The sequence below is a fragment of the Staphylococcus sp. FSL W8-1207 genome (genome assembly GCF_038003745.1).
GTDB lineage: Bacteria > Bacillota > Bacilli > Staphylococcales > Staphylococcaceae > Staphylococcus > Staphylococcus equorum.
Window position 1 is genome coordinate 13,378 of record NZ_JBBOPU010000003.1, and the last position, 15,964, is coordinate 29,341.

A 15,964-nucleotide genomic window follows, 5' to 3' on the forward strand; every position below is an offset into this window, starting at 1 on the left:
CCCCTATTCGCTCATTAAACGTTCAGCAGCACTTAATACGTTTGCACCATTCATCGTACCGTAATCCGTCATTTCAATCACTTCTACGGGTATGTTTTTTTCCGCACCTTTTTTAGTATATTCATCTTTTTTAAAACGCACTTGTGGTCCTAACAACAAAACATCTACTTGAGCATCTTCAATTTTCTGATCTGCTTCTGTCGTTGAAACTGCAAATATTTCACGGTCTAACTCTTGTTTTTCAGCTTCTTTTTGCATTTTCTGAACTAACATACTTGTACTCATTCCTGCTGCACATACGAGCATTATTGTTTTTTCTGCCATATAAATCCCTCCATTTATTAATACCATACCCTATCTGTTAATTGATCTCGCTATCATTGATAATGTGTGACGTTGTCCACGTATCGCTTTACTTAATTCAAAAATATTTTCTACAGGAGCTAAACCACCATAGCCTGCGTCACCAATATGTTGAATATCCACACCGCATATTTTATTTCGAATAGCAAAATCCCTAATTGTACTGGCGTCAGAACTCTCTTGACTTGTCCCTATTGCTGACATAACTAAACCACTATGATGATGGACTGCTTTCACTATGTCTTTTAGTTGTGCTTCATCAAACCCTGGCACTGTTCCGATAGATGGTACTAAAATAATATCAGCACCTGCATCAATAAATTTTTCAACATATGCTTTTGTAATTACAGGTTCATCTACACCTGCGCTGTGCATTTTTCCTGCTATAATCAATCCTGAAAAATTTGCTCTTGTCTCAGCAATTGCACCAACAATCTTTTCATTAGATACGCCAGTACCTGGGTTCCCTGTCATGCAAATAAAGTTTATGCCTAATTTTTCTAAAGCCTTTACTGTTTTCGGACTTGCTTGACGTCCTTTAGCAATATTTAATTTTTCTTCTGCCATGCTCGCTTGGTCATCTACTGGTTCTAAATTGACGCCTATAGGTCTTGCAACAAGACGTCTCAATTCTTTGATGACGTGTTTGTTCTCATCTATATTTTCTACTTTAGGATTGAACGCATCTAATCCATTCAATAAAATCAAATCTGCTCCGAATGCACGTGATAGTTCTGCATTTGTTATGTCTGGTATGACTGGTGTGCGCGTAACAACATTCTCTGCTAACACTACGCGACCATCACTTGCTTTAATACTTTGTTTTAATTCTTCAGCCGTCATTTTCACTATTTCTGAAGCATTCGCACTTAATAATCTCTTAACCATATCATCTACTCCTTTATTTTGATTCTTCCGTTTCTTTTATTCCGTTCGCTTCCTTGTCTTCTAAATATAAATTATATTTCTCCATCGCTCTATAAAATGGGTAATAGAGTAAAATATCGATAATTATACAGACAATTTGAACCAATGAACCACTATAATGTCCTGTTGCTAAAAATCCACTGATGATAGGTGGTATCGTCCATGGCATCGCTGTACCATTTGTAAGGTGTACGAGACCACTCGACATTGCGAAATAAGTTATCGTCGCATTAATCATTGGTGCTAATACAAATGGAATAATTAATCTCACATTAAGTACAACAGGTAAACCAAACAATGTCGGTTCATTAATATTAAATATACCTGGCATCAGTGTAAGTGGTGCCATCGTTTTTGTGATTTTACTAGAACGCTTTTTAAAAGCTAATATCGCAATTACGATCACTAGTCCTATTGTTGAGCCACCGCCACCCATAAATACAAAGTTATCAATGAATGGCTGCGTTATGATGTGCGGTAAGTCTCCGTGTGGATTGGCTTGATATGCTAGACGGTTTTCATCAATATTTTTCAACCAAATAGGTTGCATAACTGCATTTACTACGTTTGCACCATGGATACCGACAAACCAAAATGCACTATTAAGACCAACTAAGATAATGGTACCGATCAAGCTACCACCCATCAGACTTAACGGCACACCTAATGTATTAACAATCAATTCATGGATGTTGCCAAAAGGTAAATTATCCAATGCGATATATACAGCAAGCCATAATATGATAATAGCTGCCCCAGGTATTAATGCACTAAAACTTTGTGCTACTGCTGGTGGAACTTGATCTGGCATTTTGATTCTAATGTTTCTATTGATAAACCACTGAAAAATTAACCCTGAAATAATACCAATAATCAGTGCTACAAATAAGCCCTGACTTCCCATATATATTTGAGGTATTGCCTCTTCAGGCACCTTATCTCCAGTCATTACATTTGGTGTGACAACTAAAAACGCTGACATCGCAATAATACCGGCTGAAACCCCATCTGTATTGTATTGCCGGGCAATACTATGTGCGACACCGAAACTTGCAACTAACCCCATTAACCCGAATGTCCCATTCACTGCTTTCATTAAATATGGTTGAATTCCCTGTGCTTCTAGCCACTCTATCCAGCCTGGTATCGCAATACCACTGATTACTAAAAATAATGAACCAATAATAATCAAAGGCATTGCAACGATAATCCCATCCCTCATTGAAATCAAAATTTTATTAGATCCCAATTTAGAAGCGACTGGCAACAAATGTTTTTCTAATGCATCATTAAATTTACTCACATCAACACCCCATCGTAGATTCGATTTTGAAAACGCTTTCAATGTTTTGATTAATTATAATTTATAATAAATTATGTGTCAATATAGTTGCAACTTTTTATTTTTAATATAATAATAAGAGTATTAAGAAATTATGGTGATAAAAATGAAAGCAAACATGACAAATAAACAGCGGATGATACGGGGTCAAATTTTAAATGAAATATATGTACGCGGTCCTATATCAAGGGTTGATATAGCAAAAAACACAGGTATTACACCCGCAACAACAACTGCAGTAACCGCAGATTTAATACAAAATAATCTCATTAAATCTACGGATATTGAAGTTGATAACTATGGTATTAACACTAAAAAAACATCTGGACGCAAAAAAATATTACTTACAATTTGTAATAAATATAATTACTATGTTGGTATTGAATTAGCCAGAGATTTTGTAACGTTATGCTTAACTGATAATCTTGGGAATATCGTTGATCAAAATATAATCGATATTACTGCAACTCAATTTCTAAAAAAAATCACACCAAACTTTATCTTCGAAGAACTTAATCATTTCTTAAAACAACATGCAGCTTACGATATTCAGGCAGTTGGCATTGCTTTACCAGGTCACTTTGATGAAACATCTCAACAAATTGCTTCAAATAGTGATTGGTCTGGTTTTGATTTGGAAGATTTACTTTCTCGTATTAGCTTGCCTGTATTTTTAGAAAATAATGTACATTGTATGAGCCTATATGAACATTTACTTACATCAGAAAATCATGGCGAAAATTTCATCTTCTTCCATGCTGTAAAAGGCATTTTTTCATCTAGTATGTATCGTGGCAATTTATATGGCGTTTCTAACTTTTCTGTAGGGGAAGTTGGACATACTATTATCCATCCAGAGGGCGAACGTTGTGAATGTGGTCGTAGAGGATGCTTACAAAACTATTTAGGTGGCATGAATATTATAAATAAAGCTAAAGTCATTTATAGAAGTGCTCAAAGTACCTATCTGACAAGTTTAGTAGCAGACTCAAATGATATAACTTTAGATACTGTTATAGAAGCGTATCGTTTAGGCGATAGCGGCATTGTACAAATTATTAAAGATGCCATGCGTGCAGTTGCAATTACGCTCAATAATTTAACCATGTTAGTTGATACCAATAAAATTTATTTGCATGGCCCATTATTTAACAATGATATTACGAATGTCATTTTAAAAGAATACTTGAGTTACCAAAACTTATACGGGGGGTTAGGTGAAATTGATTTTCAAATGAAGTCGTATCAGCCTATTAATGGTGCAAAAGGTGCCTGTGCCCTTGCCATCCACCAACATTTAATTTGGTCAGAAGTATAAATGAAGCCAAATATAATAGTTCAATAAAAGAGGGAGTAGGAGATTATTTATCTCCCTCCCTCTTTTTTGATTTCTAATACTTCTTACAACAAGTATTAACTATTAAAAAATTTATAACTCACAAAAATTAAACAAAAATAACTTTTTAAAATATGAATTTTTATATTTTATTAAAAAGCGGTGCGCATTAGATATAACTGTGATATTCTATTTTAATAAACATATTACAAGGGGGGATTTTTATGCATTGCCCAAATTGCGGGGAGACAGTTACAAACACAGATTTATTTTGTGGTGAGTGTGGCGCCAAATTAACACTTCAAGATCAATCATCTACTGACAACCCAACTACTAATCAACATACATCTCAGTCTGATGTATCACAGAATCAGGAATCATCTCAGACATCTTATCAGCCAAAACAACCAAGGCAATCAAACAAAAATAATACTAAACATTCTGTTGATATTTTTAATGAGGCCAAATTATTTTTCTCCAACTCATTTTCTAGGACAGATGATGAAGTTATAAGTAAACATCAATTTACATTTAAAACACTTTTCAGTCTCATTATTGCAGGATTTATAATTACACTTATTTTATTATCTTTAGTTATACCAGCAGAGGTAGCATTTTTTGCAACAAGTAAGGCTAATATCGTTTTTAACATTACCTTTTACATACTCATAGCTATTTCAATAATTTTTGGTATTACATTATTATTGATTAAACTGCTAAACATTAAAATCAGTGTACATAAAGCACTTTCAGATTTTGTATTAGTTAATACATTTTCTGTAATTGCATTCTTATCAGGTTTATTATTTTTAGCCATTAATGTACCAAGTTTTGGATCAATGCTTGTTTTAATTTCTATGCTATTTACATTAGTATCACCAATTTATCTCACAACAAAGCATAGTCATAAGCATCCACTTCGCATGCCCGTGGTTTATGCTATTTTAATTTATATTCTTATTTTAGGTGTCATCCTTCGCATCTTTATTGAAGGTACAGTTTCAAATTCTTTAAGTTTTTTAGATTCATATTTTAATACAGATTATTAAGGAGAGAGTTAATTAATGAAATACTGTAGTAATTGTGGAGCCGAAATCAAACCAAACCAAAAAGTATGTACACAGTGTGGCACCCCTGTTTATCAACAACGAAGTACAAATAAGAACGATAATCAAAATAAAAAATCAAAATTACCATTTTATATTACAATTGTTGTCATTGTAGTTATCATTATTGCATTATTTACAGCTTATAAAATAATTGAAAGTCAACTTTCACCGACAAAACAAGCTGAAGCCATTTCAAATGATTTAAAGAAAAATAAGCCGAGTGACTTAGCTCATAATTTAAAAGCAAACGGCGAGTCTCTATCTAAAGACGAAGCCAAAGCTGTCTATAAATATATTAATGAAACAGATAGCCCTGAACGTGTTGGTAATGAAATCCAAAGCGCTGCGGAAGATATGGAAGATAATACAATGGGCGATTCTTCTGTTACAGTTGGCGATAATGAACTCATAAACATCTCTCAAGATGGTAAAAAATGGGGGATATTTAAAAACTATAATTTTAATGTAAATGAAGAGTCTGTCACCATTCTTCCTGAAGAAGATAGTACGTTATCTTACAAACATAACGACGATACGAAACAAGTGAAACTAAAACAAGGTAAGACAAAAACACTTGATGACTTCCCTATTGGAATATACGATTTAAAAGCTACTCAAAAAGTAGATGGTAAAAAGTTTGATGGCGTCGTTCATATCGATATGTCTGAAAGTAACGATGCTGAACCTCAATTCAAACAAAAGCGCTTCACTGTAAGTACTGACTCAGCATATATCGATTCAGATTCACTAAAGCTTTATATCAATGGTGAGAAACAACAAGACTTTAATGAATACGCTAGCGAAACATTTGGTCCATACTCTCCTGATGAAAAAGTAGAAGTATATGCTACAACTGAAGTTGAAGGTAAACAATTCACATCAAATGTAGAGAATGTTTCAAGCCCTGAAAACGGTGAAGAAGAAGTTGATGTGACTTTAACCTTTGATGATGAAGCTATTAGCGACCATGAAGACAAAGTATTTGAAAAAGAAACTCAATCTGAAGAAGACGAAGACCCATCCAGTTCAGATGATGAGGAAGTCACACGTGATAATGTTATAGACAAAGTCGAATCATATGAAGGCGAAAGTTTAGACACTGATACTTATACTTATAAAGAACCTGAAGAAACAGATGATGGTTGGGGATTTTCATTTACCGATAAAGACGGTAATTTAGCTGGATCATATACTATAGATGATGATGGTTATGTCACAGAATATGATGAAGACGGTGAAGAAGTCAATTCTGGATATTAATATTGTTTTATAACAGCCTACGTTGTATACGTGGGCTGTTTTTATTTAAATATATCTTTCTTACTTCTTTTGAAAATAATTTTAATTATGTGTTGTTATCCACGTTATTCGAACATCTTCAATCCTCCTTTTTTTATCACTCTACTCCACTTTCATTTATTTTTAATTGTAACGATTTTCGTAACTTTTATATGCAAGTGTATATAATTGTAATATTACATGTTAGAATTTTATTGTAATAAACTCATAATGTTTATAAATCCACTAGATCCTGGAGACCTGGACTACTTATCCAGGTTTCTTATCATTTAAGAAATAGGTGAAAAGATGAACTTCGTAGAATTAACAGAAAAAGAATTCACTGATTTTATTAATCAAAACTTTGTGCATTATACCCAGTCTACTTCTCATTTTCATTATAGAAATAAGAAGAAGAAGGATGTACATTTAGTAGGTGTTAAAGAAGATAAGAAAGTGATAGCAGCTTGTCTATTAACAGAAGCTAGGGCATTAAGATTTTTTAAATACTTTTACTCTCATAGAGGTCCGGTTTTAGATTATAGTAATCCAATATTAACTAAATTCTTTTTTGAAAATTTAAAAGTATATTTAAAAGCTCAAAAAGCATTATTCGCTTTAATAGATCCATATATTTTAGAAAATATTAGAGATGCTGATGGAAAAATAATTGAGCACTATGATAATGAAAAGCTTAAAAATGCATTATCAAAATTAGGTTATGCTCATCAAGGTTATAGTATCGGTTACTCTACCACTAGCCAAATTAGGTGGTTATCTGTTTTAAATTTAAAAAATAAAAATGAGAGTACCATATTAAAAGAAATGGATTATCAGACACGTCGTAACATTAAGAAAACTTTTGAAATAGGTGTAGAAGTAAAAACACTGGATATTTCAGAAACTAATGTATTCTTTGAACTATTTCAAATGGCAGAAGAAAAGCATAATTTTAAATTTAGGGATAAAGCTTATTTTGAGGAAATGCAAAAAATTTATGCCAATCACTCCATGTTAAAACTCGCGTATATCAATTTAGAAAATTATAAACAACAATTGCAAAAGAAAAATGCTAATCTTCTTTTAGAAATTAAAGATTTAGAGAATAAATTACAAGAAAACACTAATTCTAAAAAAACAAAAACGAAATTGTACCAGTTAACACAACAACAAAATAGTTATGAAAGAAAAATTAATGAGACGATTGAATTAATCTCAACAGAAGGAAATATCTTAAATTTAGCTGCTGCATTTTATATATACACGAAAGATGAAGTTTATTACCTATCTAGTGGTTCTAATCCTAAATACAACCAATTTATGGGATCTTATCGTTTGCAATGGGATATGATTACATTTGCCATAAATAATGCTATTCCAAGATATAATTTTATGGCATTACTGGAGACTTCAGTGAAACTTCTGAAGATTATGGCGTACAACAATTTAAAAAAGGCTTTAATGCACACGTAGAAGAATATATTGGCGATTTTATAATTCCAATCAGAAAATATTTATATAAACTATATTTATTAAATAAAAATAGACACGTTAAATGAATTAGATTCAGCTAGATTCAAAACCAAACGCTGTAATGGTGTTTGGTTTTGAATCTATTTTTGTTCATTTATCTCATTATTTAATATTTCTTGAAAATGGCAGCGCTTTAGGCCAATTTCTGAATAACCCGACGACTACAGGATGAGGTTGCGCCAGCGAAAAACGCACAAAAAAATGCCAACAAAGTCGGTAACTTTGTCGACATTCTAAACCAATACAAACTTGTATCGTCTTCTGTATATTTATTTAATTTAAAGCTGAGTCATCGACGATAACTTCTACATTCGGATGTTGGTGCAAGATTGAAGCAGGAAGTGATTCTGACACTTTACCATCCAGTAATTGTTGGATTGCTTCTTGTTTATTACTTCCAAACGCTATCAGAATGATACGCTTCGCATTCATGATAGATGCTAAGCCCATTGAAATAGCTTGTTTAGGTACATCTTCAATATTATCGAAGTGTTGACTGTTGGCTTTGATTGTTGAATCCGTTAAATCTACTACGCGTGTTTCACTTTCAAATGATGAAAATGGCTCATTAAAACCAATATGTCCGTTTTCACCGATACCTAAAATTTGAATGTCTGCTGGCCCTGCATCTTGTATACATTGCTCATAAGCTATACATTCTTTTTCTACATCTTCTGCATCACCTTTAGGTAAATAGATGTTGTCTTCATTCCAAGTGCTATTATGATTGAATAAATTCTCTTTCATATAAGCATGGTAACTTTGTTCGTGATCTGCCGCTAACCCAATATACTCATCTAAATTAAATGTCACCACATCATTTAATTTTGTGTGATTAACATTAATTAATTCCGATAAGTATTTATAAATATCAATCATTGTACTTCCCGTAGCAAGACCTAACACAGCATTAGGTTGCGACTTTATTTGTTTTAAAAGTTCTATAGCAACATATTGACTCGCCGTTGTGCGATCTTTCAAATTTATAACGTTCATATTTCTACCCCATTCTTTCTAATATCACTATATATTTTCATAATTAACATTTAATATCCTATATTACATAATTATCTGTTTTTAATCAAATTAATATAAAATGAATCATGCATACAATACCATTATACGCCTGTTTATGACTGTCGACTATCTAATAGTTCTTCTACTTCATTTTTAATCGTAGTTACATGGGGGCCATAAACAATTTGAACGCCGTTACCCTTCTGAATCACGCCTCTTGCCTCGGTCGACTCTAATACTTTTCTATCAACATCTTGATTAGTCTTTAAGGTCACTCTTAATCTTGTTGCGCAACAATCAACGACATCAATATTCTCTTTACCACCAAGACCTTGAATAATCGTTTTAGCACGATCAGTTGCTTCTACAGTTTCAGCCGCTTCACCTTCTTCACGCCCAGGTGTTTTGAAATTAAATTTCGTGATGCAAAATCTGAATATTATATAATAAAGTATAAACCAAACGATACCTATTGGAATTACCCATAAGAAATTCGTCTTAGCGTTGCCCTGCAATATACCAAATAATAGATAATCAATGAAACCACCACTAAATGTTTGACCAATTGTAATATTAAATATGTCTGCGAACATAAACGCTAAACCATCTAAAAAAGCATGTATGACATAAAGGACCGGTGCTACAAATAAGAAACTGAATTCTAATGGTTCTGTAATTCCTGTTAAAAATGATGTTAACGCTGCAGATAACATTAATCCGCCAACGACTTTTTTACGTTCTGGCTTTGCAGTATGATAGATTGCCAATGCTGCACCACATAAACCAAACATCATGGTAATAAATCTACCAGACATATATCTTGATACACCTGAATAATATTTAGTAACATCAGGATCACCCAATTGAGCAAAAAAGATGTTTTGTGTACCTTGTACAATTTGTCCTTTCACTTCTAAAGTACCACCCAGTGCTGTCTGCCAAAATGGTAAGTAAAAAATATGATGTAAACCAAATGGTCCTAAAAGCCTTAAAATAAAACCAAAGAAAAATGTACCAATAACTCCTGTTTTATCTACGAGGCCTCCAACACCAAATATCCATCCTTGAACAGTTGGCCAAATAAAGAACATCACGACACCTAATAGAATAGAACCTAATGCTGTGATAATAGGAACAAAACGCGAACCTCCAAAGAAGCCTAAATAGGCTGGCAAGGATATTTTATGGAACTTATTATGTAAAAGCGCTGTCATGACACCAGTTATAATACCACCAAATACGCCTGTTTCCACTGTTTGTATTCCAAGGACTGTACTTTGTCCTTCTTTAGCTAAATTACCGTCTGCTAATGTATCAGTAATAATTAACAAACCATTCATTGAAGCATTCATAATGAGGAACCCTAACATCGCAGCTAAACCTGCTGTCCCTTTATCACTTTTGGCTAAGCCAATCGCAACACCCACTGCAAAAATAACAGGTAAATTTTGGAAGACAATATTACCTGCAGATGACATTAATATAAATATATTTTGTAATAGTTCAATATCCAATAAAGGATATGCTTTGATTGTATTTGGATTACTTAATGCCCCACCAATACCTAACAATAAACCAGCTGCTGGTAAAATCGCTATAGGTAACATAAAGGACTTCCCGAATTGTTGTGCTTTCTCAAATAGCTTACTCATAATTGATTAACCTCCTAATTACCATAAATATACAAGCAAAGAAAATGATAATCAATACAATTCGTCATTATGAAAAACATTTTCAAAAAGATATAACGCTTTTTATGTAAGCCCTTCATTATAAATCCCGTTTAGTTCACTTAAACAACAGTTTTCTTTATATATTAAGTAATCTTTTTGACCTATCAAAGGCACTTTACAATCTACATTGTCATATTAAAAGTTTCTCGGCAGTGTTTTGAGCAAATATTTTCGGTAAATAATAGTGGCTGAAGACTATAACCTGTGACTTCGTATGGTGTGCAAAAAAATGGGGAGGGATAGAAATCAAAATTTAAAATTTGATTTCGTATTCCCACCCCTTACAGCTATTACTTCGCTTAAAATATATCGCCTAGTGTCACTGACATAATCGCTTTTATAGAATGTAATCTATTTTCAGCTTGATCAAATATCACAGCGTGCTCACCTTGAAATACGTCATCCGTAATTTCCATTTCAGACAAGCCATATTTTTCATAAATCTGTTGTCCTACTTCAGTATTTAAATCATGAAATGCTGGCAAACAATGTAAGACGATTGCCTCAGGATTCATTGTATTCAGTAGCATCGATTCATTGACTTGATAAGGTAATAACTCATTAATACGTGTTTCCAAAACAGATTGATCTTCACCCATTGATAACCATACATCTGTATAAATAGCATCTGTTTGATAAATCGCTTGATTCACGTCATCCGTAATTAAAATTTCACTCTGAGATTGTGCAGCATAATCCTTAGCTAACTTTTGAATTGCTTCATCAGGTTGTAAAGATTTAGGTGCAGCAATATGTACGTTAACACCTAATATTGCTCCAGTAATAAGTAAATCATGTGCTACATTATTTCTAGCATCACCTACATAAGTTAATGTTTTGCCTTCTAAAGTTCCCCAATTTTCTTTTAATGTAAAGAAATCCGCAATCATTTGCGTTGGATGCCACTCATTCGTCAAGCCATTCCAAACTGGTACATTGGCATTTTTAGCTAAAGATTCTATATCTTTTTGATGATAACCTCTAAATTCAATACCATCATACATACGTCCTAATACTTTTGCAGTATCAGCTGTAGATTCTTTCACACCTAAATGAATATCTCCTTGGCCGAAATACTCTGGGTATGCGCCCAAATCATACGCGGCAACACTAAATGCCGAACGTGTTCTTGTAGAGGGTTTTTCAAAGAGTAACGCTAAATTCTTTCCTTTTAAATAAGGATGAGGGATCCCACGTTTTTTCTTTTCCTTTAACTCTCCAGTAAAATCTATCAATGTATTCAATTCTTCTGCTGAAAAATCGCATGTTTTCAAAAAGTGTTCCCCTTTAAAAACTTGTAACTTATTTAAAGCTGTTGTGTTCAACCCCATTTTCATCACTCCAATATTTTTATAAGATTTATATACATAATATACGTAATTAACAGATAAAACAAGTATAAATATACTTTATTATGTATATTATTGAATTAAAGCTTAAAATATTATCTTACATCATTTGATAAACAGCACTAATTTAAACTAATGTTTTTAACATTTATGCAGTTTTTCAAAGCATTTATGCAATGTGTTTTTTAATGAATCACACTTGTGAAATTTATTTTTTGAGTTATGCACGAATGCATATTACACTACTTTTTATACTACAATGTCCCTGAACTACTTAACTGACGGAGGTGATCGATTCTGTTAAATGAAATTGTGGCTGTAATCAAACAGATTGTTGCTCAAATTATTTCTGGAGAGTTCCAAGAAAATTATTCTTTCATTTCCACACCATTTCAAAACGATTGCATAATTAGCTTTTTAAAATAAGAGAGTCCCATTCTAATTTCCAAACTAGAATGGGACTCCAATAACGATAAATATTTATTTTTTAAATACATGCTTTTTTTCGCTTATGTTGCTTCTTTCTTACTAAGTTTTGCACGTTCTTCAGGTGTTTTTAAGAAACGTGTCATAATTGCACTTGCCACATATAATCCAAAGATTAAGTACATCATTCCTTTTACACCAATACTATCGTAGAATAATGCTACTAACCCAGGTCCAGCAAATACACATAGCCCTGCGCCTAAGTTTAATATAGCCATCGCTGGTCCTTTATCGCCATCACCTACAAGAGAAGGTACAAGCGCAGAAATTGGAACAAATCCTGCTAAACACATACCCCATAAAAATCCTACAGTACCAACGACAAATACATTACCTGTAAATAATTCTGGTACAAAATATAATCCTAATGTAAATACAGCACAACCAACACCACCGATGTATGAGATTGTATTCTTCCAACCAATTTTGTCACTCAACGCACCGAATATTAAATTAAATATAATATTTGCGATAAAAATTGTTCCCCAAATATTGAGCCAAGTCGTCGTTGCAATACCTTTGGATGATAAATATATTGGTAAGAACAATGGAAATGCATATTGTGCCGCTTGATTAATTATTCTTACGATACATGCCACTGCAACACGTGGCTCTCTTTTTAATATCGTAATTCCAGCGCCCATTTCTTTTACATGTTCTTTAACACCATGCCCTTTATCTTCTATTTCAAATTGATCTCTGTTTACAAATACAGCTAAAAATGTTCCGATAAGTACCCATATAATGGCTGTCCATAAAGTGAACACATGACCAAACCATTGAATTGCAAATGAAGAATAGAATGAACCAAGCACACTTAAACCACCTGTAAATACAAACCAGAACCAACCTACTGCGGCACCTAATCGTTTTTGAGGTGAACGGTAAGCCACCCACACTAAAAATGAATAAGCAAACAATGGATAACCAAATCCTCGAATAGCATACGATGGAATCATTAATTCATAATTCATCGTAGGTATCGCAAATCCTACAAATATAATATGACCAACAATATATAAACCTGTGCCTAATAACATAACTTTACGCGGTCCGATAATTTCGACCAAAACACCAGAGAACCAAGATCCAATTGCAATCGTCACACCATAACAAGTCGTTAAAATTGCAGTTTGTTGAACGGATAAGCCATGATCATGAAGATAAGGACTAATCCATGCAAGTTCTAATCCATCCCCCATCATAAATATTAATACGCCAATGTACCCCCATAATAATGTTGGTGGCATTCCCATTTTCGTTAATTTTTTATTCATATTTAACACACCCCTATGTAATTAAATTGATAACTTATGACTACTTATACAATTACAAAACATACTAAAAACTTGAGTAATAAAAAATAAATTTCAATTATATTCTTCCATGATCCATTGATTAGAAAACGCTTTCATATATTGCCTTTATATTATTGTATTTTTTCTAATAATGCAAATTTATTTTCGTTTTCTTTCGTTTTCTTTCGATTTATAATTAATAATAGATACTTTTTGTATTATTACACCTTCTATAGTACTCTATTAAATAAATACAGCTATTTTTTTGATATGTTTAATAAATTATTTAAGTTATATATTAATTACAGATGATTGATTTTTATACTGAAAACGTTTACAATAATCATGATTTAATCATCATATGACTAGATGATATTAATTTGTAAGTTAGGGGTTAAAATATATGCTGTTATTAATTGCTTTAAGTGCTGTAATTGTACCGTTTATCTTTTTAGTGCTGCTTCGCATGTCAGCTTTAAAAGGTATGATAATCAGTGCAATTGTTGTTACGTTATTGGGAATATTTGTTTGGGGGATGAAAGGTAATGTCGTAATTGCCTCATTATTACAAGGTACGCACAAAACGTTTACGATTCTATATATCTTATTCGGTGCGCTTGTATTACTTAATACTTTACGACAAACTGGGGCTGTAAATCGTATTAATTCAGGCTTCCAGAAAATATCTGGAGATATGCGTGTCCAAGTGATTATCGTCGCTTTCTTATTCGGATCACTTATTGAAGGTGCGTCTGGTTTTGGTACACCTGCAATGGTTACAGCACCATTAATGGTAGCTTTAGGTTTCAGACCAATGATTGCTGTAGTATCTGCATTAATCGCAGATAGTGTGGCCGTATCATTTGGTGCGGTTGGTACGCCTGTCCTTGTAGGGTTGAGTACATTGAAAGATGCTGACAGTGCATTCTTCCAATCTACCGCTGAACGTATTACTACATTAGATTTATTAAGTGGTGTTTTCATTCCAATTATTGTAATCATTACTTTAGTTGTTTTCTTTGGTAAGAAAAACAAATTAAAATCTATACTTGAAATGTTACCGTGGCTCGCTTTAATTGGTATTTTTTATGCAGGTTCAGCATTTGCTTATGCATTCTTATTTGGCGCAGAGTTCGTTGCAATTTTAGGTTCATTAACTGGTCTAATAGTAGCAGTTATAACTGCAAGTAAAGGTTGGTTATTGCCTAAGACTGAGTGGAAAGATGGCTTAGATGATTCATATGAAACTAATGAGTCTGAACACTCAATGAGTTTGCTAACAGCTTGGGCACCGTATTTAATGGTAGTTGTCTTATTACTACTTACAAGAACGGTACCATTTATTAAAGATTTCACAACAAGTGTTTTAGATTTAACTTGGACTAATATAATGAATTTTGAAGAGATCTCATCAGATTGGGAAGTGTTATATTCACCCGGAACCATCTTAATACTATCCGCAATATTTGCGATACTCATTCAGAAAAAACCGTTTAAAGACCTAACTAAAGCTAGTAAGGAATCATTGAGTACAATTAAAATTACAGGTATTACGCTTATTGCGACACTAGCAATGGTTCATGTCTTCATTAACTCTGGTATTAATGCCAATGACTTAATTAGTATGCCTGAGTACATAGCTAATGCTATGTCCCAATACTTAGGTCCAATTTGGTTATTTGTCGCTCCATTCTTAGGTGCCTTAGGTTCCTTTATTACAGGAAGCGCTACTGTTTCAACACTTACATTCTCACCAATTCAAATGAACATCGCAAACGCAATTGGTGCTGAACCATTCACTGTATTAGCCGCACAAATTATTGGTGCCGCTGCAGGTAATATGATTTGTGTTCATAACGTTGTTGCAGTTTGTGCTGTTGTCGATATGCCAGGTAAAGAAGGTAGTGTTATTAGAAAAACGCTCGGACCAGCACTATTATATTGTGCACTTGCAGGTATTAGTGCGTATATCTTCACACTATTTTTCTTCTAATTTAATTAGAAATTAATAAATAAAAAAGACTAAGTGCTTTGATTAGCATTTAGTCTTTTTTTATATGTTCTTTTTTAATGCTGCAAAACACCTAGGATATCCAATAGATTAAAGTGTATTTTTACTTTATAACTTCGTTATATTATCATACTCCTTAATATTTTGATAAAGTACAATTAACTTATTAATTAAATTTATTT

General features: G+C 32.9%; 11 protein-coding genes and 1 pseudogene. 5 read left to right on the forward strand and 7 right to left on the reverse strand.

Annotated elements, in window-relative coordinates:
- Positions 1-3: 3 nt before the first annotated feature.
- From NSR03_RS11985 to NSR03_RS11995, 3 genes are read right to left on the reverse strand one after another with little or no spacing between them, the layout of a single operon-like run.
- The gene (locus tag NSR03_RS11985) at positions 4-324 is read right to left on the reverse strand and encodes a PTS sugar transporter subunit IIB (protein ID WP_002511583.1); all 321 of its coding nucleotides are present in this window, start codon (positions 322-324) and stop codon (positions 4-6) included.
- Positions 325-354: 30 nt separating this feature from the next.
- Complete coding sequence (locus NSR03_RS11990; protein ID WP_002506561.1) at positions 355-1,251, reverse strand: DUF7916 family protein; 897 nt, start codon at positions 1,249-1,251, stop codon at positions 355-357.
- 13 nt (positions 1,252-1,264) lie between these two features.
- Positions 1,265-2,593, reverse strand: coding sequence for a PTS sugar transporter subunit IIC (locus tag NSR03_RS11995; protein ID WP_002511585.1), 1,329 nt, complete (start codon positions 2,591-2,593; stop codon positions 1,265-1,267).
- Positions 2,594-2,738: 145 nt separating this feature from the next.
- Between NSR03_RS11995 and NSR03_RS12000 the strand changes: the two genes are divergently transcribed.
- From NSR03_RS12000 to NSR03_RS12015, 4 genes and pseudogenes are all read left to right on the forward strand, one after another.
- A complete protein-coding gene (locus NSR03_RS12000; protein WP_226957268.1) occupies positions 2,739-3,950 on the forward strand; it encodes an ROK family protein in 1,212 nt (403 codons plus the stop codon).
- A 242-nt stretch (positions 3,951-4,192) separates the two neighbouring features.
- On the forward strand, positions 4,193-5,017 hold the full coding sequence (locus NSR03_RS12005) for a zinc ribbon domain-containing protein (RefSeq protein WP_069813508.1): 825 nt from the start codon (positions 4,193-4,195) through the stop codon (positions 5,015-5,017).
- A gap of 15 nt (positions 5,018-5,032) precedes the next feature.
- Complete coding sequence (locus NSR03_RS12010; protein ID WP_069813506.1) at positions 5,033-6,337, forward strand: TcaA second domain-containing protein; 1,305 nt, start codon at positions 5,033-5,035, stop codon at positions 6,335-6,337.
- A gap of 327 nt (positions 6,338-6,664) precedes the next feature.
- Positions 6,665-7,914, forward strand: a pseudogene (locus NSR03_RS12015) (aminoacyltransferase).
- A gap of 247 nt (positions 7,915-8,161) precedes the next feature.
- Here NSR03_RS12015 and nagB read toward each other — a convergent pair.
- The 4 genes from nagB to NSR03_RS12035 all read right to left on the reverse strand — a co-directional run bounded on the left by nagB (position 8,162) and on the right by NSR03_RS12035 (position 13,750).
- Positions 8,162-8,884, reverse strand: a complete 723-nt coding sequence (gene nagB / locus NSR03_RS12020) for a glucosamine-6-phosphate deaminase (protein WP_002506555.1) — start codon at positions 8,882-8,884, stop codon at positions 8,162-8,164.
- Between the two features lie 134 nt (positions 8,885-9,018).
- Positions 9,019-10,557 carry a glucose-specific PTS transporter subunit IIBC gene (gene ptsG, locus NSR03_RS12025; RefSeq protein ID WP_069813504.1) on the reverse strand — a complete coding sequence of 513 codons (1,539 nt, stop codon included), beginning with the start codon at positions 10,555-10,557 and terminating at the stop codon, positions 9,019-9,021.
- A gap of 380 nt (positions 10,558-10,937) precedes the next feature.
- Positions 10,938-11,969, reverse strand: coding sequence for an ornithine carbamoyltransferase (argF, locus tag NSR03_RS12030; RefSeq protein ID WP_002506553.1), 1,032 nt, complete (start codon positions 11,967-11,969; stop codon positions 10,938-10,940).
- A 527-nt stretch (positions 11,970-12,496) separates the two neighbouring features.
- The gene (locus NSR03_RS12035) at positions 12,497-13,750 is read right to left on the reverse strand and encodes an MFS transporter (RefSeq protein WP_002506552.1); all 1,254 of its coding nucleotides are present in this window, start codon (positions 13,748-13,750) and stop codon (positions 12,497-12,499) included.
- 424 nt (positions 13,751-14,174) lie between these two features.
- Here NSR03_RS12035 and NSR03_RS12040 point away from each other — a divergent pair, with 424 nt between their 5' ends.
- Positions 14,175-15,764, forward strand: a complete 1,590-nt coding sequence (locus tag NSR03_RS12040) for an L-lactate permease (RefSeq protein WP_021338853.1) — start codon at positions 14,175-14,177, stop codon at positions 15,762-15,764.
- Positions 15,765-15,964 lie beyond the last annotated feature (200 nt).